The 23,912-nt window shown below is 60.6% G+C and carries 17 protein-coding genes and 7 pseudogenes; 13 read left to right on the top strand and 11 right to left on the bottom strand.

Going from position 1 to position 23,912, the window contains the following annotated elements; translation table 11 throughout:
- Nucleotides 1-11: 11 nt before the first annotated feature.
- The 4 genes and pseudogenes from JFV26_RS31990 to JFV26_RS31975 all read right to left on the bottom strand — a co-directional run bounded on the left by JFV26_RS31990 (nucleotide 12) and on the right by JFV26_RS31975 (nucleotide 6,157).
- Complete coding sequence (locus JFV26_RS31990) at nucleotides 12-3,560, bottom strand: molybdopterin cofactor-binding domain-containing protein (RefSeq protein ID WP_201197530.1); 3,549 nt, start codon at nucleotides 3,558-3,560, stop codon at nucleotides 12-14.
- Between the two features lie 16 nt (nucleotides 3,561-3,576).
- Nucleotides 3,577-4,053, bottom strand: coding sequence for a (2Fe-2S)-binding protein (locus JFV26_RS31985; RefSeq protein WP_201197529.1), 477 nt, complete (start codon nucleotides 4,051-4,053; stop codon nucleotides 3,577-3,579).
- A 405-nt stretch (nucleotides 4,054-4,458) separates the two neighbouring features.
- Nucleotides 4,459-4,943 (bottom strand): annotated as a pseudogene (locus JFV26_RS31980) (MarR family winged helix-turn-helix transcriptional regulator).
- Nucleotides 4,944-5,104: 161 nt separating this feature from the next.
- Nucleotides 5,105-6,157 carry a 2,5-dihydroxypyridine 5,6-dioxygenase gene (locus tag JFV26_RS31975; protein WP_201197528.1) on the bottom strand — a complete coding sequence of 351 codons (1,053 nt, stop codon included), beginning with the start codon at nucleotides 6,155-6,157 and terminating at the stop codon, nucleotides 5,105-5,107.
- 310 nt (nucleotides 6,158-6,467) lie between these two features.
- On the opposite strand from JFV26_RS31975, the gene JFV26_RS31970 reads away from it, so the two are divergent.
- The 8 genes and pseudogenes from JFV26_RS31970 (at nucleotide 6,468) to JFV26_RS31935 (ending at nucleotide 14,275) form a co-directional block, all read left to right on the top strand.
- A complete protein-coding gene (locus JFV26_RS31970; RefSeq protein WP_201197527.1) occupies nucleotides 6,468-7,616 on the top strand; it encodes an FAD-dependent monooxygenase in 1,149 nt (382 codons plus the stop codon).
- A complete protein-coding gene (locus JFV26_RS31965) occupies nucleotides 7,613-8,419 on the top strand; it encodes an alpha/beta fold hydrolase (RefSeq protein ID WP_201197526.1) in 807 nt (268 codons plus the stop codon). The genes JFV26_RS31970 and JFV26_RS31965 overlap by 4 nt, the downstream gene beginning before the upstream one ends.
- A gap of 18 nt (nucleotides 8,420-8,437) precedes the next feature.
- On the top strand, nucleotides 8,438-9,190 hold the full coding sequence (locus JFV26_RS31960) for a maleate cis-trans isomerase family protein (protein WP_201197525.1): 753 nt from the start codon (nucleotides 8,438-8,440) through the stop codon (nucleotides 9,188-9,190).
- 12 nt (nucleotides 9,191-9,202) lie between these two features.
- A pseudogene (locus tag JFV26_RS31955) lies at nucleotides 9,203-9,834 on the top strand (N-carbamoylsarcosine amidohydrolase).
- 628 nt (nucleotides 9,835-10,462) lie between these two features.
- Entirely contained in the window at nucleotides 10,463-11,773 is a 1,311-nt protein-coding gene (locus JFV26_RS31950; protein ID WP_201197524.1) for an MFS transporter, read from the top strand.
- 207 nt (nucleotides 11,774-11,980) lie between these two features.
- Nucleotides 11,981-13,060 carry a nucleoside hydrolase gene (locus tag JFV26_RS31945; RefSeq protein WP_201197523.1) on the top strand — a complete coding sequence of 360 codons (1,080 nt, stop codon included), beginning with the start codon at nucleotides 11,981-11,983 and terminating at the stop codon, nucleotides 13,058-13,060.
- 128 nt (nucleotides 13,061-13,188) lie between these two features.
- Nucleotides 13,189-13,662, top strand: coding sequence for an LEA type 2 family protein (locus tag JFV26_RS31940; RefSeq protein ID WP_201197522.1), 474 nt, complete (start codon nucleotides 13,189-13,191; stop codon nucleotides 13,660-13,662).
- Between the two features lie 53 nt (nucleotides 13,663-13,715).
- Nucleotides 13,716-14,275, top strand: a pseudogene (locus tag JFV26_RS31935) (GNAT family N-acetyltransferase).
- A 27-nt stretch (nucleotides 14,276-14,302) separates the two neighbouring features.
- Here the strand turns inward: JFV26_RS31935 and JFV26_RS31930 are convergent.
- Nucleotides 14,303-15,225, bottom strand: a pseudogene (locus JFV26_RS31930) (carbon-nitrogen hydrolase family protein).
- Nucleotides 15,226-15,310: 85 nt separating this feature from the next.
- Between JFV26_RS31930 and JFV26_RS31925 the strand changes: the two are divergent.
- Nucleotides 15,311-16,219 carry a LysR family transcriptional regulator gene (locus JFV26_RS31925; RefSeq protein WP_201197521.1) on the top strand — a complete coding sequence of 303 codons (909 nt, stop codon included), beginning with the start codon at nucleotides 15,311-15,313 and terminating at the stop codon, nucleotides 16,217-16,219.
- A gap of 37 nt (nucleotides 16,220-16,256) precedes the next feature.
- Here the strand turns inward: JFV26_RS31925 and JFV26_RS31920 are convergent, their stop codons facing one another.
- Complete coding sequence (locus tag JFV26_RS31920) at nucleotides 16,257-16,508, bottom strand: hypothetical protein (RefSeq protein WP_201197520.1); 252 nt, start codon at nucleotides 16,506-16,508, stop codon at nucleotides 16,257-16,259.
- A 164-nt stretch (nucleotides 16,509-16,672) separates the two neighbouring features.
- Between JFV26_RS31920 and JFV26_RS31915 the strand changes: the two genes are divergently transcribed.
- Nucleotides 16,673-16,990 carry a DUF883 family protein gene (locus JFV26_RS31915; RefSeq protein WP_201197519.1) on the top strand — a complete coding sequence of 106 codons (318 nt, stop codon included), beginning with the start codon at nucleotides 16,673-16,675 and terminating at the stop codon, nucleotides 16,988-16,990.
- Between the two features lie 30 nt (nucleotides 16,991-17,020).
- On the opposite strand, the pseudogene JFV26_RS33965 reads toward JFV26_RS31915, so the two are convergent.
- Together JFV26_RS33965 and JFV26_RS31910 are read right to left on the bottom strand one after the other, a co-directional pair.
- A pseudogene (locus tag JFV26_RS33965) lies at nucleotides 17,021-17,110 on the bottom strand (metal ABC transporter ATP-binding protein); the annotation flags it as partial.
- A 15-nt stretch (nucleotides 17,111-17,125) separates the two neighbouring features.
- Nucleotides 17,126-18,155, bottom strand: a pseudogene (locus JFV26_RS31910) (Ldh family oxidoreductase).
- A 305-nt stretch (nucleotides 18,156-18,460) separates the two neighbouring features.
- Between JFV26_RS31910 and JFV26_RS31905 the strand changes: the two are divergent.
- Entirely contained in the window at nucleotides 18,461-18,622 is a 162-nt protein-coding gene (locus tag JFV26_RS31905) for a hypothetical protein (protein WP_201197518.1), read from the top strand.
- 126 nt (nucleotides 18,623-18,748) lie between these two features.
- Here the strand turns inward: JFV26_RS31905 and JFV26_RS31900 are convergent.
- Nucleotides 18,749-19,017, bottom strand: a pseudogene (locus JFV26_RS31900) (PepSY domain-containing protein).
- 152 nt (nucleotides 19,018-19,169) lie between these two features.
- Here JFV26_RS31900 and JFV26_RS31895 point away from each other — a divergent pair.
- Entirely contained in the window at nucleotides 19,170-20,171 is a 1,002-nt protein-coding gene (locus tag JFV26_RS31895; protein WP_201197517.1) for a FecR family protein, read from the top strand.
- Between the two features lie 54 nt (nucleotides 20,172-20,225).
- Here the strand turns inward: JFV26_RS31895 and pvdQ are convergent, their stop codons facing one another.
- The gene (gene pvdQ / locus JFV26_RS31890) at nucleotides 20,226-22,571 is read right to left on the bottom strand and encodes a bifunctional acylase PvdQ (RefSeq protein WP_342215506.1); all 2,346 of its coding nucleotides are present in this window, start codon (nucleotides 22,569-22,571) and stop codon (nucleotides 20,226-20,228) included.
- Nucleotides 22,572-22,879: 308 nt separating this feature from the next.
- On the opposite strand from pvdQ, the gene JFV26_RS31885 reads away from it, so the two are divergent.
- Nucleotides 22,880-23,284, top strand: coding sequence for a fe2+ zn2+ uptake regulation protein (locus JFV26_RS31885; RefSeq protein WP_201197515.1), 405 nt, complete (start codon nucleotides 22,880-22,882; stop codon nucleotides 23,282-23,284).
- Here the strand turns inward: JFV26_RS31885 and JFV26_RS31880 are convergent.
- Nucleotides 23,274-23,462 (bottom strand): hypothetical protein, encoded by a 189-nt coding sequence (locus JFV26_RS31880; protein WP_010460665.1) that lies wholly within the window; start codon nucleotides 23,460-23,462, stop codon nucleotides 23,274-23,276. The two genes, JFV26_RS31885 and JFV26_RS31880, sit on opposite strands and share 11 nt — an antisense overlap.
- Between the last annotated feature and the right edge of the window lie 450 nt (nucleotides 23,463-23,912).

The raw sequence follows: 23,912 nt of genomic DNA, 5'->3' as shown, positions 1-23,912 counted from the left end.
TCGCGATGCTTTTAATGGCTCCCCGGATTGGCCCGCAAATGCGCCACTCTGTGCTCCAACCCTTCCCAACCCGCCGCTTCACCGGCAAACCGACTGCGCAAATACGCCGCCAATTCCGCCACCTGGGTATTGGACAAACTGTCCTTGAACGCCGGCATGTACCCCAGGTCCTTGGTCGCCGGGGTGTCGATACCTTGCAGGATGACCTTGATCAAATTATCCGGCTGATCACTGTGCACGTTGGTGTTGGTCGCCAGCGACGGACTCACGCCAAACAGTTTCGGCCCCAGGCCATCAGCATGACAGGCCTTGCACGAGCCTTCGAACACCCGCTGGCCGTTGCTCAGCGACAGGCTGGTCACCGGCCGCGTGACCTTCTCCACCACTTGAGCCTCAGCCTGCGCACCATTGAGTGACGCCAGGTACACCGCCATCGCCCGAATATCCGCCGTCGGTAACTTCGCCAGTTCCGAGACCACCGGCCCCATCGGCCCGGTCGCCACGCCGTGTTCGGCGGAATAACCGGTGCTCAAATAACCGAATAGCTGATCCTCGGTCCACGGCGTCGGTGCTTTCGACAACCCGCTCAACGCCGGCGCCTCCCAGCCATCGACCATCCCGCCGCCGAGGAACGACACACCGCCCTTCTCCGCGCCCATCAGGTTGCGCGGCGAATGGCAGGCCGCGCAGTGACCCAAACCGTTGACCAGGTAGGCGCCGCGATTCCATTGCTCGCTGCGCTGCGGCTGCACGCTGATTTCACCCTTGCGCAGAAACAACGTATTCCACCCCGCCATCAGCGGCCGCAGGTTGAACGGAAAGCGCATGTCGTTGGCTTGCGCCGGTTGGCTGACCGGCGTTTGCGACATCAGGTACGCGTACAACGCCTGCATGTCCGCGTCATTGATGTTGCGAAACGCCGTGTAGGGAAACGCCGGATACAAGTTGCGCCCGTCACGGCCGATGCCGTCGCGCATCGCCCGCTCGAACGCCGGGTACGACCAACGGCCGATCCCGGTTTTCACATCCGGGGTGATGTTGCTGCTGTACAGCGTGCCGAACGGGGTCTGCATCGCCAACCCGCCAGCATTGGTCACGCCGCCGGGCGCGGTGTGGCACACCGCGCAATCACCGACCGCCGCCAGCAACCGTCCGCGCTCCAGGGTCGCCGTCGACCAGGTGCCGGCACTTGGTGGCGCAATCGGCGCGATTTCACTATGAAACGGCCAGGCCGTCGCCGCCATGCCGAGCACCGCGCCGAATGCGGCAAACAGCGAACCGAACAGCCACTTTGATCGTTTAGTTGGAGACTTCGGCGGTTCGTCGCAAGTGCCGGCGTTCAACGCGGCCAGCACCCGCTCCGGGGTGATCGGCAGTTCGCGAAAACGAATCCCGGTGGCGTCATAGATCGCATTGGCAATCGCCGCCGCGCTTGGCACCGAAGCCGACTCACCGGCGCCCATCGGCGGCTGGTCCTGACGCGGCATCATCAACACGTCGATCTGCGGCACCTCGGGAAAGGTCAGGATCGGATAACCGCCCCACTCCTTGCTCGCCACGGTGGATTCTTCGAAGGTTACCCGCTCCTTGAGCACCCGGCTGGTGGACTGGATCACGTTGCCGTGAATCTGATGCTGCACCCCCGCCGGGTTGATCATCATCCCCGAGTCATGGCCGATCACCACCCGCGTAACCGAGACATCGCCGGTCTGGCGGTCAATGGCCACGTCCGCTACCCACGCCGCCCACGCTGCGCCGAACCCGGGAAACTTGCTGTGGATGTAGCGCGCATAGGCAAAGCCGCGACCGCGCAGCAACTGATCCTCATTCGGGGTTTGCATCGGCGCAGTGCGTGGCGTCCAGGCCGCACGTTCGGCGGTGGATTTCACCAGATCGATGGCGCGTTCGTCGTGCAGATAACGCAACCGGTACTCCACAGGATCGACGCCGGCAGCGGAGGCCAATTCATCGATGTACGACTCGTGGGCGAAGGTGTTCGGCAGCGCGGAAACCCCGCGCATCCACGAAGCGCGGACAATCGGCGCCATGTCGTTGATGGTCACGCGCATGTTTTCGAAGTCATACGGCGGGATCGACGTGCGGTCGCCCATCTCGAACATCGCCGCCACCGGCTCGACCCGCCCGGTCAGCAGCAAGGCCAGGGTCGGCGCGCCGTTGGACGGGTAGCTGGTCTGAAAATCATAGGCGGCGACGCTGCCATCGGCGTTCAGGCCGCCGTCGACGTCCATCAATTGCGCAGTGCCTTTGGGCTCCCACAAGTGCTCTTGCTCGCGGGTCAATTGCACCCGCACCGGTTTGCCCACGGCGCGTGACAACAGCAAGGCATCGGCGCAAACATCGTCGGCACAGTTGCGCCCGTAACAGCCGGACGCTTCCATGCGAATGATCTCGATGGATTCTTCTTCACACTCCAGCAACCACGCCAGGTCGGCCCGCAGCAAATGCGGATTCTGGCTACCGGACCACACGCGACTGCCTGACGGTTGATAGTCCGCCACGCCGCAGGACGGGCCGATCGAACCGTGCATTTGATACGGCCACATATAGGTACGCGGCATGCGCTGAGTGGCGTTGGCCAGCGCTTCGTCGACATTGCCTTGATCGAGGACCACCCGTTGCACTCGCGGGTTGTCGCGGATCGCTTGCTCGACATCGTTCAAATCCGGCAAGCCTTGATTCCAGGCTTTCCAGGTTATTTTCAATGCCTGGGCGGCCTTGATCGCCTGCTCTTCGCGCAACGCCACGACCCCGACGAAATCGCGGATCACCACCACGGCGACGATCCCGGCGATGTGCGCGATGGAGGATTCATCGACTTCCAGCAGACTATTGCCGACAAAGTCACCGCAATCGAGCCCGGCGTAGGGTGGGCGAATCACCCGGCCGTGGAGCATGTCCGGCACGCGCATGTCGTGGACGTAAGTCAGCTCGCCAGTGGCTTTGGCGGGAATATCAACCCGTGCGGCGCCCTTGCCCACCAGTCGATAGTCCTCGACAGGCTTGAGCGGTGCGGTGCCGGAAATGCGCAGTTCAACGTGTTCGCCGCTGACCAACTCAGCGTAGGTCGCCGTTCGACCATCCTTGGCGCGAATCACCCCGGCTTCGATTTTCAGGCTGCCCGCCTCGACTGCCCAGCGCTGCGCCGCCGAGTCCAGCACAAAGCGCCGGGCTTCGGCGGCAGCATTGCGCAGCGGGATCGCGGAAATCTGCAAGGTCGCACTGGCAATCGTCGCGCCCTGATTCGGCGCGCGCTCGGTGTCACCGAGCACCATGCACACCTGCTCCAGTTGCAGGTCGAGTTCTTCGGCGACGATCTGCGCCAGCGAGGTGCGAATGCCGGTGCCGAGATCGACGTGACCGTTGAACGCATACACGCGCCCGTCATCGCTGATGGCGATGAACAGGCCCAACTCCTTGGGTTTTATCAGCGGTGTACCGCCCTTGGCCACCGGACCGGACGGCGGCAGGATGTCATCGACGATCAGCAGCACGCCGGTCTTGGCCAGCAATTGGTCGCGGGTTGGAATGGCGTCAGTCATGGTCATCGATCCACGTTCAAGGCATTTGACGGGCGGCACGCAGCACCGCACGGAGGATTTCGATATGGGTGCCGCATCGGCAGAGGTTGGCCGAGAGTTCGTTGCGGATCTGGGTTTCGCTGGGGTGCGGAATGCGGTCGAGCAAGGCCTTGGCGGTCATGATCATGCCGTTGAGGCAATAGCCGCATTGCGCCGCTTGCTCGTCGATAAAGGCTTGTTGCACCAGGTGCGGCTCGGCGCGAGAGCCGAGCCCTTCGAGGGTGACAATCTGCCGGTCGCCGGCGCCGGCCAGCGGAAACACGCAAGAACGCGCCGCCACGCCATCAATGATCACCGTGCACGCCCCGCACTCGCCCAGGCCGCAGCCGTACTTGGGGCCGTTGAGTTGCAGGTCATTGCGCAAGATCAGCAATAACGGCGTGTCCGCCATGGCGGTAACGGTGCTCGTGAGGCCGTTGACCTCAAGCGCTACGGTGATTTCCTGGCTGCTCATTCACTTCGCCCACATCAGTTGATGAAGCAGGCACTACACCAAAAGGTCGAAAAAAACGTCGCGGGCCAAATGGGGTTGTGGCATCGCGACACACTCAACTGGTGAAGTGACTACTACATGAAACAAGAGCAAGAACGATGCCAGCACGCGGTGTGTAGCAGCTGTCGAGCCCGCGAGGCTCATGTAGCAGCTGCCGAGGTACGAGGCTGCGTTCCGCTCGTGTAGCAGCTGCCGAAGGCTGCGTTCGGCTGCGCAGCAGTCGTCAAACCTGAGCACACGGTCTTCCTGAAACACCGCATTGGCTGATTTCACGACTGCTTCGCAGCCGAACGCAGCCTTCGGCAGCTGCTACACGAGCCGAACGCAGCCTCGTACCTCGGCAGTTGCTACAGAGCGCGTTACCGCTTATGAGTCTTGCGGGTCGTCGATCATTTTGCGCAGCAAAAACAGCACGGCAACCCGTTCTGCCGGGTTGAGATTGCTCATCGTCAGCTCGGTGATTTTCCCGGCGCAGGGCACGGTTTGCCGGACCAGGCGGTCGCCAGCCTCGGACAGGCCGACAATAACTTTGCGCCGGTCTTGCGGGTCGGGTTCAAGGGTGATCAGTTCCGGGCCTTGAGCCGTTCGACGATACCGCGAATGGTCGCCTGGTCCACGGCGGTGGCCTTGACCAGTTCCGTCAGGGAGCTGGGACCATGATCACGCACGGCGCACAGGGTGACAAACTGCACCGCCGTGAGCTGGGAGTCGCCGACGTTCTGCTGGAAAATCGCCATGTGCCGCTGATAGGCCTTGCGCAGCAAATGCCCGACTTGTTCGGAGAAAACGTAAGAAGAATCAGGAGTTTCAGGCACGGCAGACTCGAAAGACGATGAGTGGTGGGGAGGCATGATGGACAGGTCGGCGGGTGGACTCAAGGGATGAACCATTTGCAACGGTGTTCACAACCCCTGTAGGAGCTGCCGAAGGCTGCGATCTTTTGATTTTGCTTTTAAGATCAAGATCAAAAGATCGCAGCCTTCGGCAGCTCCTACAGGGTAATCCTGCACGCTTAGCGAACCCGGGAAGCCTGCGGCGCCACCACATCCCCGCCAATCACCACCGCCTGGTCATCCAGGTACACATCGCAATTGCGCAGCGGGATGTCCAGGTGGCACGGGGTTTTGCGCTTGCCGCCGACTTCGGTGTTCGGCCCGGTGGAGAACAGGAAGTTGCCGTAGAACGCCCGCGCATCCATGCACATGCCGTCGTTCTTGTCGTGCAGGCCCATGGCGGTCCACTGGGCTTTTGGCTGCAAGCCCCAGCCGATGTGGGAGATGCCATACACCTCGGGATCGTTGAAGTACTTCATGTAGTCGCGCAAGTATTCGGCTTCGAAACCGCCGTGGATCGAGGTAATGAAGCCCTTGTCGATTTCCAGGGTGATCTTCTCCCGGGTGTAGGTCTTGAACGGCAACAGGATGTCGCCGACATCCAGCACCAGCACGCCTTCGGCGGTTTCTTCGTTGGGCCAGGAGAACAGAAAACCGCTGGGCCAGTGGTCCCAGCGCCCCGGCTCATCGGCGAAGCCGTACTCGGTGACCGCCGGGTATTGCCCCAGCGCGGCGCGAAAATCGCTGCCGGCGCGGGACGTGACGTGGATCGAGCGCGCCTGTTCAAGCAGCGTCTGCGCCGCCATCACCCGCACCTTGTCCGACTCGGTCGGCAGCATCCGCGCCAGCACTTCCGGCGGCTCGACGGCCAACAGAATCCGCGTGCCGGTCTTGAGGATCTGCTCCTGCTCCGGCGAATGCAGCAGCATCATCGTGTCGACGATCAAGTCCGCGGCTTCCAGCGCCCGTTGCGCCGCGTGATTGCCGGTCAGCGCGGTGTCACCGCAATAGGCGGTCATGTCGTTGCCCATGGCCGTCGGATGGTTAAACGACGGCAACTCCACCGCGTACACCTTGGCCCCCAGGCGCTGGGCGGCGTCCATCGCGGCGCGCACGGTACGCGGGTCGGAATAGTGGCTCTTGAGCACGGCGACGCTCTGGGTCGGGTCGACCTTCGACAGCTTCAACACGTGTTCGAACATCTGGGTCAGCTCGCAATCGCTTACCGGCATTTTCTGTCTCCTCAGTCGTCTGCTGCGCACCAAGTCGAGGCGCCCCGCCTCACCCTGGTGCATTTATATAGCGTATACGCCATTTGTTAACGATAAGACCTGAAATGCCAGCGGACTGCAAGAGCCAGACCATAACGTTACCAACCCACACAAACTCAATAAACATTGGTTACATTCGGTGACCACTGAGAAAAATCGCTAAAAATTAAATTTCTCGGGCGGCTCTTTCTTTTTCAAAAATACAGTGTATACACTTTAAAACCTTGCGGCGACCCAGCCAGCGACCATTCGAAGAAGAGGAACAAGCCCCATGGCCCAAACACAAAAAATCGCCATCGTCGGTGCAGGTCTTGGCGGTGCAGCCGCTGCGACGTTGCTGCAACAAGCCGGGTTTCAAGTGGACATCTACGAACAGGCCCCGGAGTTCTCCCGTCTCGGCGCCGGGATCCACATGGGCCCCAACATCATGAAAATTTTCCGGCGCATGGGCATCGAGCAGCAGCTCGACCTGATGGGCTCGCACCCGGATCACTGGTTCAGCCGCGATGGCTTGAGCGGCGACTACCTGTCACGCATCCCGCTGGGCGATTTCGCCCGCAAGGAGTACGGCGCGTCCTACGTCACCGTGCACCGCGGCGACCTTCACGCCTTGCAGATGTCGACGATCAAGCCCGGCACCGTGCACTTCAACAAACGCCTGGAAACCCTCGAGGAAACCGACAGCCAGGTGCGCCTGACCTTCAGCGACGGCGAAGTCACCTACGCCGACATCGTCATCGGCGCCGACGGGATCAATTCGAAGATTCGTGAAGAGTTGCTCGGCCCGGAAAAACCGTTGTACAGCGGCTGGGTCGCGCACCGGGCGCTGATCCGTGGCGATCAATTGGCCAAGTACGACTTGAAGTTCGAGGACTGCATCAAGTGGTGGACCGAGGACCGACACATGATGGTCTACTACACCACCGGCAAGCGCGACGAGTACTACTACGTGACCGGCGTGCCGCACCCGGAGTGGGATTTCCAGGGCGCGTTCGTTGATAGCAGCCGCGAAGAAATGTTCGAGGCGTTCCAGGGTTATCACCCGACGGTCCAGGCGCTGATCGAATCCACCGAAAGCGTGACCAAATGGCCGTTGCGCAACCGTAACCCATTGCCGCTGTGGAGCCGTGGTCGCCTGGTATTGCTGGGCGACGCCTGCCACCCGATGAAACCGCACATGGCCCAGGGCGCCGGCATGGCCATCGAAGACGCGGCGATGCTCACTCGCTGCCTGCAGGAAACCGGCCTCGGCGACTACCGCACCGCGTTCGAACTCTATGAAGCCAACCGCAAGGAACGCGCCTCCCGCGTGCAGTCGGTGTCGAACGCCAACACCTGGCTGCGCACTCAGGAAGATCCGGCCTGGGTCTACGGCTATGACCTGTACGCCCAACCGCTGAAATCGGGGGTGGCCGCGTGAGCACTTTCGTCCATGGCGGCAACGTCCAGGCCAACGGTATTCGCCAGCATTACCTGCGCTACGGCGGTAAAGGCCCGGCGCTGGTGTTGATTCCCGGCATTACCAGCCCGGCGATTACCTGGGGGTTTGTCGCGGAACGCCTCGGCGAGCATTTCGATACCTACGTGCTCGACGTTCGCGGTCGCGGGCTCTCCTCCACCGGCCCGGAGCTGGACTACAGCGCGGACGCCTGCGCCGACGACATTGGCGCGTTCGCCCAAGCGATGAAACTGGCCAACTATCACATGGTCGGCCACTCCATGGGCGCGCGGTTTGCGGTGCGCAGTGCCGTGAAGCATCCGGCCGGGGTCAATCGCCTGGTATTGATCGACCCGCCCGTCTCCGGTCCCGGCCGCCGCGAATACCCGAGCAAACTGCCGTGGTACGTCGATTCGATCCGCCAGTCGTTGATCGGGATGGATGCCGAGGCGATGCGCGCCTTCTGCGCCACCTGGACCGATGAGCAACTGCAACTGCGGGCCGAATGGCTGCACACCTGTTACGAGCCGGCCATCGTTCGGGCCTTCAACGATTTCCACGACGTGGATTTCCATCAGGACTTGCCGAAACTCCAGGCCCCGGCGCTGCTGATGATCGCCGGACGCGGCGGTGTGATTCAGCCCGAGGACGAAGCGCAAATCCTCGACCTGCAACCAAACATTCGCAGCGTCCACGTCGAAAACGCCGGGCACATGATTCCCTGGGATGACCTCGAAGGCTTTTTCGCCGCCTTCGGTGACTTCCTCGGCCCACGCCTGAACTAAACGCAACGGGAGACTTTTATGCTCAAGCCTTACCGCATCGGCCAGATTGTGCCGAGTTCCAACACCACCATGGAAACCGAGATCCCGGCGATGCTTAACGCGCGCCAGTTGATCCGCCCTGAACGTTTCACCTTTCACTCCAGCCGCATGCGCATGAAGCAGGTACGCAAGGAAGAGCTGGCGGCGATGGACGGCGAGTCCGACCGTTGCGCCGTGGAACTGTCGGACGCCAAGGTCGATGTCTTGGGTTATGCCTGCCTGGTCGCGATCATGGCCATGGGGCTGGGTTATCACCGTAAATCCGAGCAGCGGCTGCGCAAGGCCACGGCGGATAACGACGCCAACGCCCCGGTCATCACCAGTGCCGGCGCCTTGATCGAAGGCCTGAAAGTCATGGGTGCCAAACGCATCGCCATCGTCGCGCCGTACATGAAGCCGCTGACTGAGCTGGTGGTCGATTACATTCGCGAAGAAGGCTTCGAAGTGGTGGACTGGCGAGCGCTGGAGATTCCCGACAACCTCGCCGTCGCCCGACACGACCCGGCGAACCTGCCCGGCATCGTCGCTGGCATGAATCTGGAAGGGGTCGATGTGATCGTGCTCTCGGCCTGCGTGCAGATGCAGTCACTGCCGGTGGTGGCGCAAGTCGAAGCGCAAACCGGCAAACCGGTGCTCACCGCCGCCATTGCCACCACCTACGCCATGCTCAAGGCCCTGGACCTGGAACCGATCGTTCCCGGTGCCGGCGCCCTGCTTTCCGGCGCCTATTAAGAGGTGAGCGACATGAGCGAACAAACCGCCAACGACAACTATCAAGGCGTGTGGGGCCAGCGCATCGGTTTCGGCCAGAAGGCCGCGTTGCTGATGATCGATTTCATGCGCGGCTACACCACCGAAGGTGCGCCGCTGTTCGCCCCCGGCGTGGTCGGTGCGGTGGCTCAAAGCGTTGAACTGCTGGCCAGCGCCCGGCGTCAGGGCATTGCGGTGGTGCACACCAATATCCGCTACCATCCCGGCCATTTCGCCGACGGCGGTGTCTGGGTGAAAAAGCCCCGGTGATGAAAGACATGATCGAGGGCAACCCCTTGGCGGCGTTTTGCGAAGAAGTGCTGCCCCAGGCGAATGAAGTGGTGATCAGCAAACAATACGCCAGTGCCTTTTTCGGCAGCAGCCTGGCCTCGATGCTGCACGCCCAGGGGATCGACACCGTGGTGCTGGCCGGTTGCTCCACCAGCGGCTGCATTCGGGCAACGGCGGTGGACGCGGTGCAACACGGCTTTCGCACCATCGTCGTGCGCGAATGCGTCGGCGACCGCCATCCGGCGCCCCACGAAGCCAACCTGTTCGACATCGACAGCAAGTACGGCGATGTCGTCAGCAAACAGGAGGCCATCGCCCACTTCGAAAAAATGTAATGCGTGCCACAAGAACCGCGCCATTTAGAGCGTTGGTCTTGGTAAAAAACTGAGACGCAAACCCTGTAGGAGCAAGGCTTGCCCGCGATAGCGATTTCAAGGACGTCATCGCGAGCAAGCTGTGCTCCTACGCGCTAACCCGGTAGGAGCAAGGTTTACCCGCGATAGCGATTTCAAGGACGTCATCGCGAGCAAGCTGTGCTCCTACGCGCGAACCCGGTAGGAGCAAGGTTTACCCGCGATAGCGATTTCAAGGACGCCATCGCGAGCAAGCTGTGCTGCTACGCGCGAACCCGGTAGGAGCAAGGCTTGCCCGCGATAGCGATTTCAAGAACGCCATCGCGAGCAAGCTGTGCTCCTACGCGCGAACCCGGTAGGAGCAAGGTTTACCCGCGATAGCGATTTCAAGGACGTCCTCGCGAGCAAGCTGTGCTCCTACGCGCGAACCCGGTAGGAGCAAGGCTTGCCCGCGATAGCGATTTCAAGGACGCCATCGCGAGCAAGCTGTGCTCCTACAGGTTCGGTCTCAGTCTTCTGACACTGCCTTTGGACGTCGCTTTTGCAGCGCGCCAGAGCGCTGGAAAAAGCGGCTGTATAAAAACCATAAGTCACCGCCAGGAGACATCCAATGCCCATTGCGAACGCAGCACCCGCGACCACGGTCGCCGACCCGATTCAAGCGCTTTACCACAAGATCACCTGGAAGCTGATTCCGTTCCTGTGCTTCTGCTACCTGGCCGCGTACCTCGACCGGATCAACATCGGCTTCGCCAAACTGCAGATGCTCGACCAATTGCACTTCAGCGAAACCGCATTCGGCCTCGGTGCCGGGCTGTTCTTTGTCGGCTACATCCTGTTCGAAGTGCCGAGCAACCTGGTACTGGAAAAGGTCGGTGCGAAGATCTGGATCGCCCGGATCATGATCACCTGGGGCCTGCTCTCGGCGTGCACCATGCTCGTGACTTCGACCACCCAGTTCTACATCCTGCGGTTCTTGCTCGGTGCCGCCGAAGCGGGCTTCCTGCCGGGCGTGCTGTATTACCTGACCACCTGGTTCCCGACCTATCGACGCGGCCGCATCATTGCGTTGTTCATGATCGGCTTGCCGCTGTCCAGCGTGATTGGCGGGCCGTTGTCCGGTTGGGTGATGAGTCATTTCGACAATTTTGGTGGCCTGCACGGCTGGCAATGGTTGTTCCTGATCGAAGCGGTGCCGAGTGTGTTGCTCGGCGTATTGACCTTCTGGGCGCTACCCAACAGCTACCAACAAGCCAAGTGGCTCAATAACGAAGAGAAAGCCCTGCTGGAGCAGGAATTGCGCGCCGACGAGGCCAGTGCCGGCGACAGCAAACACAGCTTTCGCGATGGCTTCTTCAATCTGAAAGTCTGGATGCTCGGCGGAATCGACTTCTCGATCCTGCTCAGCGCCTACGCCATGGGGTTCTGGATGCCGACCTTCATCCGTAACGCCGGGATCGTCGATACCTTCCACATTGGCATTCTCACCGCGTTGCCGAGTATCGCCGCGCTGCTGGGCATGCTGCTGATCGGCGCCAGTTCGGACAAACACCGCGAGCGCCGCTGGCACATCATCGTGCCGTTCCTGGTCGGTGCGGCGGCCATGGCCAGTGCGCCGTTCTTTGTCCACAACGTGGTGGCGACCGTGGCGCTGTTCGCCATCGCCTCGGCGGCGATCATTGGCGCGGTGCCGGTGTTCTTCAGCCTGCCGGCGACCTTCCTCAAAGGCACGGCGGCGGCCACCGGTTTCGCCCTCGCCTGCTCGCTGGCGAACATCGCCGGACTGGTCAGCAACTCGCTGATGGGCGTGGCGATTGACGTCACCGGCAGCAGCGCCGGGGCGCTGTGGTTCTTCGCTGGTTGCCTGATCCTCAGCAGCTTCCTGGTGATAGCACTCCCGGCGAAACTGGTTAACCGCTGATACCCCACACCGCGGCCATATAAAGGGTTACGCAGCGCTCCTGTAGGAGCTGCCGAAGGCTGCGATCTTTTGATCTTGATCTTTTGATTATCAATGAACATCAAAAAGCAAGATCAAAAGATCGCAGCCTTCGGCAGCGCCTACATTGAACGTGGTAGCGGACAGTCCTTCGGCAGTTGAACATTCCAATTATCCAGGTGAGTCTCCATGCAACGCTTGATCAAACGCTGTGCCCTGCTTGTCGCCGCCGGCCTGTGTGTCGGCTCTGTGCAAGCGGCGGAAAAAGTCATCTTCGACACCGACTTCAACGTCCTCAACGATGACGGCCAGGCCTTCATCATGCTCGCCCAGCTTCACGCGCAAAAACGCATCGATCTGCTCGGCATGACCCTGGTCAGCGGCAACGCCTGGGTCGATCAGGAACAGGTCGACGCGCTCAAAGCGGTCGAGCGTATGGGCGTGGAAAAGGACATCGGGGTGTACTCCGGTGCGGCCTACCCGCTGTTGCATGACTTCGCCACCTACCCGCAGGAGCAAGCCTTGTTCGGTGCCGGGTGGCCGGGAGCGTTCAAGGCACCGCGCCCCACCTCTGCCACGCAGCTGGTCGCGCCACCGGATGGCCTGGCGACGCACACCCAGCTGCGCAAAGTAACCGCCGCGCAGTTCATCGTCGACAGCGTGCGGGCCAATCCCCATGAAGTGACGCTGCTGGCGGTCGGGCCGCTGACCAACATTGCGCTGGCGATCCGCTCCGCGCCAGACATCGTGCCGTTGATCAAACGCATCGTGTACATGGGCGGCGCGCTCGAAATCCCAGGCAACACCACGCCGGCCGCCGAATTCAACTGGTGGTTCGATCCCGAGGCAGCGAAGATTGTCCTTCGCTCGCCCATCGAACATGTGATCTTCCCCAACGATGTTTGCGAAAAGGTCACCTTCGATGGCTCGATCTACAAACGGGTGATCGCGCAACCGGGACCGATTGCCGACCTCTACCAACATGAATTTGGCCCACTGTTCAGCAAGGACCCGGCGTATCACAGTTTCACCTGGGACAGCCTGCCAGCGCTGTTTCTGGTCGAACCGGGCATCGTCACCGAGTCCCGGGATTTGTGGGTGGATGTGGACGCGCAATTCGGCGCCGATTACGGCCGGGCGCTGGGCTACAAAAAAAGCCCGCCGGTGGGCACGCAAAAAGCCCGGGTAGTGTTTGCCATCGACCAGAAGAAATTCTGGGATGGCTACGTGAACCTGGTGACCTTGCCGACGCCGGTCAAGGGCAACTGAAATCGCCCGCCATCATGAACAAGTGACAGCCTGCGGCGAACCCCTCACAGTTAATGTGGTCGCACAGCTGAACCGCCAGATAGTGTTCAATGGCGGTTCGGTCCCTTTTTCTGTCGAGAGCCTTTTACATGCGCAGACTCCTTGCCCTGTCCCTTTCCTTGCTGTTGCTCTCACTGAGCGCCTGCGCGCTGTTCCCCAATCGTGATCCGCTGAACATCAACGTGGTCGGCATTGAGCCACTGCAAAGCCAGGATCTGGAGGTACGTTTCGCGGTGAAGATTCGCCTGCAAAACCCAAATGAAACCGCCATCGACTACAACGGCGTGGCACTGGATCTGGAAGTCAACGGTCGGCCATTGGCGTCCGGCGTCAGCGATCAGTCGGGGACGATCCCGCGATTTTCCGAAGCCGTGCTGACCGTGCCGGTGAGCGTCTCGGCCTTCTCGGTGCTGCGCCAGACCCTGGGCCTGAGCCAGACCCAAAACCTCGACAACCTGCCCTATGTGCTGCGTGGCAAACTGGCCGGCGGGTTGTTTGGCACCATGCGCTTTGTCGATACTGGCAAGCTCAGCCTGCCAGGGCCGAATACCGCGACCTGGTAAATTCATCGGCTGCGTTATCGTTGAATACAGACTCACAAGGAAGCCGCAATCCCATGGAAGCCACACCGACGCTTTACACCGAACACCTGATCCTGCGCCCGCTGGAACTGGCGGACGCCGATGCCATCCAGCAACAGTTCCCTCATTGGGAAGTGGTTCGCTACCTCAACGCCTTCGTGCCCTGGCCGTATCCCGCCGACGGTGCGCTTACCTACCTGCGCGAGATCGCCCTGCCGGCAATTGCCCGGGCGAAGAGTGGCACTGGTCGATCCGCTTGAAGTCGGCGCCGGACCAATTGATCGGCAATGTCAGCCTGATGGACCAACAGGACAACAACCGTGGCTTCTGGCTCGCTCCGCAATGGCAGGGCCGGGGCTTGATGAGCGAAGCCAGTGCGGCAGTCACCGAGTACTGGTTTCAGAGCCTTGGGCGGCCGCTGATGCGCGTGCCGAAAGCTACACCGAACATCGGCTCGCGCAAACTCTCGGAACGGGCTGGCATGCGCTTGATCCGCAGCGATGAAGACAACTTCGTCAGCGGCCGATTCCAGAGGGATATCTGGGAAATCAGCCGCGAAGAGTGGTTGCAAACACTCAAAAAATACCGCGAATGACATCCCGTAGGAGCCGGATTACTGGGATTATGCGCTGAAGCGTACGCCGGGCTTGGCCCGCTCGTCGACGGTTAACTCGAACACATCCGGGCGCGCGTAGTGCCCGACCACGTCGAAGTCGTATCGGGCGCGGATCAACTCGTCGGTGTCGATTTCGGCCGTCAGCAATCCGGAACCGCCCCGCAACGGCCCGGCCAGAATGTCGCCCATCGGCCCGACGATCACACTGCCGCCGGCAATCAACGGCCGATCCGCCGGCCAGTTGGCGATGTCCACGCCCAACGCTTGCGGCGAGTCCTGCACCTGGCAGGCACTGACCACAAAGCAGCGGCCTTCATGGGCGATGTGGCGCATGCTGACCTGCCACATCTCCCGCTCATCCACCGTCGGCGCGCACCAGACCTCCACGCCCTTGGCGTACATCGCAGTGCGCAGCAACGGCATCATGTTTTCCCAGCACACCACCGCCGCAAGCTTGCCGACCTGACTGTCGATCACCGGCAGCGTCGAACCATCGCCCTTGCCCCAGATCAGCCGTTCGGTGCCGGTCGGCATCAGTTTGCGGTGCCTGGCCACCAGCCCGGCCTGCGGGTCGAAGTACAGCGCGGTGCAATGCAAGGTGCTGCCCGCGCGTTCGATCACGCCAATCACCAGATTGGCCCCGGTACGCGCCGACAATCCAGCCAAGGCTTCGGTCTCAACCCGGGCACGTCGATGGCGTTGGCAAAATAGCGTGCGAACGCCTCGCGCCCTTCGGGCAGGCGATAACCCAGTTGCGTGCCGAAGGACTCGCCTTTGGGGTAGCCGCCCAACAATGCTTCCGGCATCACCACCAGCGCGGCGCCGGACGCCATGATTGGGTTTTCCCAGGAAAGGATCTGCGCCAGTGTTTCGCCCTTGCCGCCGGGCAAGGCGCCGATTTGCAGGGCCGCAACAATTGACTTGGGCATCGTGATAACTCCGTGGGCAATGAGGTGTTGCTCATTCTCGGCCGTCGCCGGATCATGAATAAAGCCCCGCTCGCTGCTGAATGATATGAAGCCTATGAATATCGCCACCGTCGACCTCAACCTGCTCAAAGTCTTCGAGGCCCTGCACGAGGAGTCGAGCGCCAGCCGCGCCGCCCTGCGCCTGGGCGTCACGCAATCGGCGGTCAGCGCCGCGTTGCGGCGTCTGCGGGAGCTGTATGGCGATCAGTTGTTCGTGCGCACCGGCCGGGGGTTGTCACCAAGCCTGCGGGCCAATCAGTTAAAACCGGTGGTCAGTGATGCGCTGAACAAATGCCGACAGAGCCTGGCGATGGTCGATCCGGCGGCCAATCATTACGAGGGACGCTCGGTCACCGTGGGCCTGTCGGACGATTTCGAGATTGCCTACGGGCGGCGATTGATTGAAGAAATCGCCCAGCGCGCGCCGAAACTGCGGCTGATTTTCCGCCAGACCCACAGCCAGATCGTCGCCCATGCCTTGCTCGACCGCAGTATCGATCTGGCGATCACCGCCGGCGGCTTTGCCGAGCGCTTGCTCAGTCGCCAGGTGCTGGGCGAAGGGGGTTATCTGTGCCTCGTGGACCCGCTCAGCCTGGCGCAAGGACAGCAAACCATCAGCCTGGAAGAGTTCGTCGCGCGGGACCACATTCTGGTGTCATCGGGCGGATTTATCGGGATTACCGATGAAGGACTGGCGGCGCTGGGGATGAGTCGACGGGTGTGTGCCTCGACCACGCACTTTGCGGCGTTGCCCTATTTGCTCAAGGGCAGCCAGGCGGTGGCGACCATTCCGGCCCATGCCGCGCAAAGCATCGCGGCGCTCAGCGGCCTGGCGCTGCTGCCCTGCCCGCTGGCGCTGGCACGTTACCCGATCGAACTGGGCTGGCGCACCGGCACGCCGCTTGACCCGCTGGTGTTGAAGGTGCGCGAGGCGATTGTCGCGAGCTTTGCGTAGGAGCTGCTACCAAAAACGGGGCCGTTCACGTACAGAATTATTTGGCGGCCATCAGCCGATTGACTTCGCTGCGCACCATGTTGGCGAACTCGGGCGGCGACATCAGATCGAGCTCGGCGCGAACCCATTCGGCCCATTTGCCTTTGCGCTTGGCGCGCTCACCGAACAACCGCGCGGCTTCGCCCTTGGACTTGCCCAGGTTGCTTTGCCAGAGGTCGAACAGACGGGATTTTTCGTCTTCAAGCGCAGCGCGCTCGGCAAGGGGTTTGTCGGCCAGATTGAAGCTCATGGAAAATTCCTACTACCTAAATAGGCGACATCTTACACTGAAGGACGAAATTTCCTGACCAGGATTTTTCTTCACCCTGGCGTCGGGATGCAAATTTGCTGCAACTTTTCCAACCCCGGCAGACTCCATTGTTCACTGCCCACTTACCCGCAAGGAGTTACTCAATGGCCCGCAAAACCACCGTACAAGCCACCGCAGACCAAATCAAGGATCAGGCATTCAGTGAACTTCAGGCACTGATCGAAGAATCCGACAAACTGCTCAAAAGCAGCTCCTCACTCGTTGGCGAGGAAGCAGAAACCCTTCGTGGGCAAATAGCCCTGAAACTGCAGCAGGCGCTGGACTCAGTCTCCAGCGTTCGTGAGCGGACCAAGCCGGCGGTCGACGCCACTGAAACCTACATTGGTGGCCATCCATGGCAGACCGTAGCGATTTCCGCCGGTTTCGGCCTGGTGGTCGGGTTGCTGCTGGGGCGTCGTTAACACTCATGAGTTAATTGCACGCCGCAACCCCTGTGGGAGCGGGCTTGCTCGCGAATGCGGAGTGTCATTCAGCATTGATGTTGACTGACACTCCGCCTTCGCGAGCAAGCCCGCTCCCACATTTACGAGCCGAGTTCAGAGCCCGGCCAACTCTCGCAAGCTGGCCAACACTCCAGCCTCCAACTGAATACCTTCAGCCGCCGATTTGCTGCGCTGATGATGACGTCGATCCCCCGGCAATCGCTTTAGCCCGACACCGTGCATCTGGCGCACCAGCTCCTGGCTGCGCTCGGCGAAGTTTTGCCCGGCGGCCTTGCTCGGATCGATCACGATCAGCAGTTGCCCGGTCCACGGTGTCTTGGCCCCGGGATGGTTCGACCAGTCGAACTCGAAGGAAAAATTGCCGCCAGTCAACGCGGCCGCCAACAACTCCACCATCATCGACAGCGCCGAACCCTTGTGCCCGCCAAACGGCAGCAACGCGCCGCCTTCAAGAATCGCTTTCGGGTCCTCGGTCGGCTGACCAAGGCTGTCCACGCCCATGCCCGGCGACAAGCGCTCGCCTTTGCGCGCGGCAATCTGCACGTCGCCATGAGCAATGGCGCTGGTGGCCAGGTCGAAGACAATCGGCTCACCGTCGGCCCGGGGCAGCGAAGGCAATCGGGTTGGTGCCGAACAACGGTCGATCGGCACCGTGAGGCACCACGCAGGTCATGCTGTTGACCACGCTCAGGGCGACCAGGCCTTCATAGGCGAAGGGCTCGACATCCGGCCAGAGGGCGGCGAAGTGATGGGAGTTACGGATCGCCAACACCGCAATCCCGGCGCTGCGGGCTTTCGCCACCAGCAAGGCACGGGCGGCGGCCAACGCGGGTTGGGCAAAACCGTTCGCGGCATCGACCCGGACAAATCCCGAGGCGACATCCTCGACCACCGGCACGGCCTGACCATTGACCCAGCCGCTTTGCAGTGTCGACACATACCCGGGAATGCGGAACACACCGTGGCTGTGGGCGCCGTCACGCTCGGCGCCAGCGCAGTTGAGGGCCAGCGTTCTGGCAACGTCCGCCGAAGTACCATGACGCAGAAAAATTTGCTCAAGCAATTGGACAAGTGAATCAAAATCGAGGGTTTGCGCGTTCGGGCTGACGGGTGTTGCGGTCATCTGAGGCTCCAGTTTTATTATTGAGTTCGGGCTACAGGCTGAAACGGGGTTGCGCGGCAACCCACAAAACATCGCCGATTAAGCGCTGTTTCAGAGGGGTCCTGTCAAGCCTTGGCAAAGTGATCGGCTCAAGCAATATGTACGACCTCTGCGCTGCTGATCGGCAGCGGCAAACCAGCGCTTTTTTGAACCCCCATCAAGAGGCTTTGAGACCAGCGGCAACCTTGGCCAGATCAAGAACACCGTATTAAGCATGATGATGTGCAGACAGTGCTCGATCCCCCGAGCGCCTCAAGCGCGGTGTATTGAATGGCTTCCTGCCCGAGGTCTTTTTCCTGGCGCTCAAGGCCGGCAGCGCGACTGATTTACTAAAGCTGGCCAATTGTTTGGTACTGAACGAACGCGGTGGCCTGGACCCGGAACATTCTGGCAAAACCATTCTCTGGCCCCGGCCCAAGGGTTTGTAGCCTCCCCTTCACTAAAACCGTTGTTGGCTGAGCTCGACAGGTGTTTGCTCAATGACATTGAGCGCCCTGGACCAGCACCCCATGAGATCGATGTGAGGGCACTGTGACGGCAGTGCCCCGACGGGCTCAGTCCTTCTGATCGCGCAGTATGTTTGCGGAGGCACCGTCGATGCGGAATTCATAGACCACACCGTCGGCCTTGCGGCCCTCGCCTTCCCAGTAGCCCTTGTCATTCGCTTCGACTTTGTAGACCTCGACATAACCGGCCTTGGTCTTCGCCGTTTCGACGGCTTTCTCGATCGAGATCCAGCCAGCGCCCGGCGGTCGGCCAACGCTGCGCCAGCGCTGAGCAAGCTTGCGCTGGCAATGAAGGCGGCAAAGGTTCTTTTGATCATTTTTTCACTCCATTTGTGGATAGTAGGCGTGCACGTCCTGTTTTTTTGGGCGTCACCGGGGAAAATAAGTTCCAATTGATGGGCAATTGCCATGACGGATGTTCTCGCCGCCTTACCCGCAAGGTTAGAATGCAGCAAATCAGGATGAGTCAATGACCGAACGCTCTCTCTCGGAAGCCGAATACGACGCTGTCACCGATGCCGCTGCGCACTGGTGCATGCGTCTGCACGCCAACGACTGCACCGCCGAGGAGCGTCAGGCGTTCGAACGATGGCACGACGCTCATCCGCTGCATGCGTTCGAGTACGAAGCCATGCTGGAGATATGGGACGTCGCCGGCGACTTGCCGCGTCCGGAATCCACCGCTCCGGTGCTGCCCGTCAGACCTTCAACACCATGGCGCTCCCTGGGTATCGCCGCGACCGTCTGCGCAGTGGCGCTGCCGCTGGCGGCGTACACCGGCTGGAACCTCGGCTGGCTGCCCAACGCCTACCAGCACTTCGAAACCACCGACAATGTCCGTCAGGTCACCCTGGGCGATGGCAGCCAGGTGGAGCTGAACCTGGGCACTGAACTGACCTTCCGCAATTACAAGGACGAACGTCGGGTCACGCTGAAAAAAGGCGAGGCCTTCTTCAGCGTCAGCCACGACATGACTCACCCCTTCATCGTCAAAGCGGCCGAAGGCAAAATTCGGGTCACCGGCACCCAATTCAACGTATGGCTGTATGAAGATCAAGTACGGGTGAACCTGATTGAAGGCTCGGTACTGGTCACCAGCAATGACACGCTTGGCGACGACGGGTTGCGCTTGGGCCCGGCGATGCAGGCGCGTTTTCATCACGGCGACTTTATGCCGCAGATCAGTCAGACCTACGCCAACGACCAATCGCTGGCCTGGCGCAGCGGCAAACTGGTGCTCGATGACCTGACACTGAGCGATGCATTGCCGCTGATCAATCGCTACCTGAACAAACCTGTGATGATCGCCGACAAGAACGCCGCGTCGATCCGCCTCGGCGGCATTTACAACATCAAGGAACTCAACAACCTGGTGGCCTCCCTGCCCAAGGTTTTGCCGGTTTACCTGACCCGCAACGAGAACGGCAACCCGGTGCTCAATTCTATTGTGCAACAAGCGCCAAAAAGCTGAAGGCCGTGCCCCCTGAGGGGGCGGCCTTCATGTTCACTGCCAGCGCGATCGACTTTACTGCCTCGCCGCCGTCCCGGCTTTTTCATCCGATTCGCGAATCGTCTGCATCTGATACTGCGGATCAGACTTGATCTGCTGTTCGGTAAACGGCAACACACTGAGCTGTTTCTTCGAGAACGCCAGCGTCTGGTCCCGTGAATATTTCGAAGCCGGATCACTGGATAACGAGAACGCCAGCAACCCCTGAGCATGAGGACCTTTTTCATCGAAGGTCACGACTTGCAGGTAACTGGTGCCACTGACCACTTCAAGTTTGCCGTCGGTTCTCGGCACGCTTTGAATGGCGTTATACACCCCCAGCGTTCCCGGCCCACCGTGGATCGGCGTTTGCTGTCCACCGCTGCTGACCACTTGGATATCGCCCCAGCGGCTGTCGGGCTTGAGTCCCATCCTGTTGGTCAGTTCCAACGATGCGAGCATCGCCTCGCGAATGGCTTTGGCCACGTCTGCCCGCTCGAACGCCAACCCGCGAGGGGTGTGCTGCGCGTCTTTCGGGTCGAATGCCACCCGCCAGATGTCGGGCGCTTGCTGCAGAGCCTCCATGACATTCTGGAAATGCACCAGGCCCACGCCGCTGTCCAGATTTGCCCGGCCATCCCACTCCTTCAAACTGGCACACAACGGCGCGAGGCTCACCGCATCGGCGCCCAGGTCGGCACTGCAGAACTGCAACAGGTCCGGCATGACTTGCGTCGCCTGATACACCTGATCATCCATGACCATTCGTTGCAAATCCGCTGCCGCCACCGGCCCGGCCTTCGCCAGCGATCCCAGGCGATCCAGCGCGAAGCGTGAGCGCAGCCCCAATGGCTGACTGTCCTGGCTGATCAATGGCGAGAAGCCGGTCAATGGCTGCGCCGGGTTGACCAGCCAGGCGGAATCGTTGGAATGCTGCACAAAGTCTTTGCGCAACAGTTGCGGCAATTTGTCTGCCGCATAAATACCCTTTTGCGCGGCGTTCGGATCGATGTCCCAGGCGCAGGTACTGTTGGAGCCGTCGAGCACGATCATCTTCAACCCGGCGCGTGGATCGCTGCACTTGGCCAGTTTGTCGGCATTGACGTTGGGCACCACCGACAGGTTCATGTAAAGCGTCTGCCCCTGATCGTCCGCCGCCAGAGTGTTGACCCACGCAATGCCCTGAATATTGTGCACCGACGCCTGCAAATCCTTGAGGCTGGTCGCTCGGTTCATCGCATACCACTGCTGCAAGACGCGGTCATTATCCAGATTGGCATCGCGCAGGCTGTAGGCGATCTGGTTGTCCCAATCGAGCTTGCCGGGCCATTGCACGACTGGGCCGAATACCGAACTGTAGATCACGTGGGACATCGGCTTGATCTGGCCATCGGGCTGTTTCACGTTCACCGTCAGGGTCTGTTGATCCAGTGGCAGGGACTTGCCGTCCAGCAGGTAACGGGTCGAATCCTTGGAGTCCAGTTGCAGGCGATACAAGGTGAAATGCTTGGACGAATCGACCGTGTGCGTCCAGGCCAGGTGCTGGTTGAAACCAATGTTGATCATCGGCAGACCGGGCAGCGCAGCGCCCATCACATCCAGCTTGCCGGGAATGGTCAGGTGCATTTGGTAGAAACGCATTGCGCCGACCCAGGGGAAATGCGGGTTGGCCAACAACATGCCGCGACCGTTGAACGAGCGCTCGCTACCGATCGCCACCGCGTTACTGCCGCGATCCAGTGCAAATCGCTGCTGACGCGTGTCGGCCAGTTGAAACGCCTGCGCACCGTTCGCCACGTGAGCGACGGCCGCCGGTGGCGTGGCGCCGGCCAGGGCTTCGGCAAACTGCCCGACCCCGCCTTCGACCAACAAGCGACGCGTGAGCTTCACCAGGTCCTGGGCGGCAATCGGGCGCACCCAGTCACCTTGGCATTGCGCTGGCAAGCCCTGGGTCTGACGCTCGGCCAGCGAGCGGTTGTAACCCGCTACGTAACCGTCGATGAGATCGCGTACTTCAGGGGTTTGCGCCTGCCAGAAACCGGCCACGGCCTGCGGTGTGTTCAGCCAGTTGAAAAACAGGTCGCTGGCCAGGTTGGCGCGCTCTTCAAGCGTGAATTGATCCGGGCCAAAATACCGTGAGCGTTCGCCGTTGACAGTGACGATCTCGTTGGCCATCAGGCACAGGTTGTCCTGAGCGTAGGCGTAGCCGATACCGTAGCCGAGCCCGCGCTCGTTTTCGGCGCGAATGTGCGGCACACCAAAACTGGTGCGGCGAATCTCGACGGCCGAAAGTTCTGGCTGGCTGCGGGCGCTTGCCACAAGGCTGAGCCCCAGCATCACACCTGCAAGACTTGACCGGGTTAACTGCCTGCTAATCATCACGCGCGCTCCTGATGCAAAAGACGACGACCAGGATCGGGACGGTTTGACGCCCACACAGCAACACCGAACCTGGCCTTGGAAAATCACACCCGGCGATCTACACGGAATGTGCCTGGCCTTGGGAACGAAAAAATCATCAGGGAATTTAGGCGCCGCCAACACTCGCCCGATGCTGCATAACATCCCGCCGACATGGCATCGACAAATTTTCTACATCACAGCCTTCATGATTTGCCTGGCTCGTTCGTCTTATTGATGGAGAGCACCTTCACTTCTTCCTGATCAGGCTCTGAAAAGGAGTTTTTTGCATGTACAACTCGCATCTGCCAACGGACGGTAGCCGTGCGTCAAAGGGGATTGCCATGAATCCTGGCGCCGGAATGTTCGAACACAGGACTGAACGCCACGCAAACGAACGAATCAGAGTGCTGCTCAAGAGCTTTGGCCTGAGAACCAGCCTGATTCGCCTGAAAGTCATCGACGCCTTGCTGAGCGCCGCAGAAAGCGAGCGCAGCCTGGGCGTGCGCGGCGTACACACGCATTTGCTGGACCTGGATATTCCCCTGTCCTTCCTGAGTGTGCGAGAGGTATTGAAGCGCTTGTGCACTGAGGGCGTGATCACGCTCAATCCGGACAAGAGCTACAGCTTGCATCCGCAGGCTATTGCCATTCTCTGCAGCGAACCCGCCTCGGGTGCATCGCTCAAGGCTTGACCTTGCGGCGCATCACGCCATTGACCACCACCACGATCACCGCCACGCCAATGGCGATGTACTGAAACAGCTTCTCGCTGATGACCCCTGCATTTTGCAGATACGAAAGGCCGAACATGATCCCCAGCACCACCAGGGAGATCAGAATCGAGTATTTCAAACGTTGCGATTGGGTCATTGCGGGTTCCTGAATCTTGAAATGTATCCGATTTGTATCCGCTTGCATGCCAAGCGCCTACCTTTATACGGGGATGAACGGCAGCAAACGAAGTCTCATGTTACAGCCGATGAAGAGTTTTCGCTTCATTGTGGCGATAACCATGAGGATTTTGAAATGCTCCGTCGAATCACACTGCTGATTCCCCTGATCGCTCTGCTTTCCCTGAGCGGCTGTATAATTTTTCCCCACGGAGGCTGGCATGGTGACCACCATTATGATCGTGGCGGACCGGGTTATTACGAACATCGGTAGTCCATTCCCTTGAACAATGCGTAAGACAAAACAGCTTTTTTAATCAGCCCTGAACAAATGCCCGCCCTGTTGCGCAATGCCGATCAGTTAAGCAAAACGCGATCTGTAGCAGCTGGCGAAGCCTGCGTTCGGCTGCGTAGCAGTCGTAAATCAGAC

It is taken from the genome of Pseudomonas sp. TH31, from assembly GCF_016650815.1.
Classification (GTDB): Bacteria; Pseudomonadota; Gammaproteobacteria; order Pseudomonadales; family Pseudomonadaceae; genus Aquipseudomonas.
This window is presented reverse-complemented; position numbering and strand designations above follow the sequence as displayed.

Bases quoted from the DNA above. Each gene is read 5' to 3' on its own strand.
- JFV26_RS31970 (WP_201197527.1), top strand. From the start codon at position 6,468: ATGGCCCAAACACAAAAAATCGCCATCGTCGGTGCAGGTCTTGGCGGT.
- JFV26_RS31985 (WP_201197529.1), bottom strand. From the start codon at position 4,053: ATGAGCAGCCAGGAAATCACCGTAGCGCTTGAGGTCAACGGCCTCACG.
- JFV26_RS31915 (WP_201197519.1), top strand. From the start codon at position 16,673: ATGGCCCGCAAAACCACCGTACAAGCCACCGCAGACCAAATCAAGGAT.
- JFV26_RS31895 (WP_201197517.1), top strand. From the start codon at position 19,170: ATGACCGAACGCTCTCTCTCGGAAGCCGAATACGACGCTGTCACCGAT.
- JFV26_RS31975 (WP_201197528.1), bottom strand. From the start codon at position 6,157: ATGCCGGTAAGCGATTGCGAGCTGACCCAGATGTTCGAACACGTGTTG.
- JFV26_RS31925 (WP_201197521.1), top strand. From the start codon at position 15,311: ATGAAGCCTATGAATATCGCCACCGTCGACCTCAACCTGCTCAAAGTC.
- JFV26_RS31885 (WP_201197515.1), top strand. From the start codon at position 22,880: ATGTACAACTCGCATCTGCCAACGGACGGTAGCCGTGCGTCAAAGGGG.
- JFV26_RS31945 (WP_201197523.1), top strand. From the start codon at position 11,981: ATGCAACGCTTGATCAAACGCTGTGCCCTGCTTGTCGCCGCCGGCCTG.
- JFV26_RS31950 (WP_201197524.1), top strand. From the start codon at position 10,463: ATGCCCATTGCGAACGCAGCACCCGCGACCACGGTCGCCGACCCGATT.
- JFV26_RS31940 (WP_201197522.1), top strand. From the start codon at position 13,189: ATGCGCAGACTCCTTGCCCTGTCCCTTTCCTTGCTGTTGCTCTCACTG.
- JFV26_RS31920 (WP_201197520.1), bottom strand. From the start codon at position 16,508: ATGAGCTTCAATCTGGCCGACAAACCCCTTGCCGAGCGCGCTGCGCTT.
- JFV26_RS31990 (WP_201197530.1), bottom strand. From the start codon at position 3,560: ATGACTGACGCCATTCCAACCCGCGACCAATTGCTGGCCAAGACCGGC.
- JFV26_RS31960 (WP_201197525.1), top strand. From the start codon at position 8,438: ATGCTCAAGCCTTACCGCATCGGCCAGATTGTGCCGAGTTCCAACACC.
- JFV26_RS31880 (WP_010460665.1), bottom strand. From the start codon at position 23,462: ATGACCCAATCGCAACGTTTGAAATACTCGATTCTGATCTCCCTGGTG.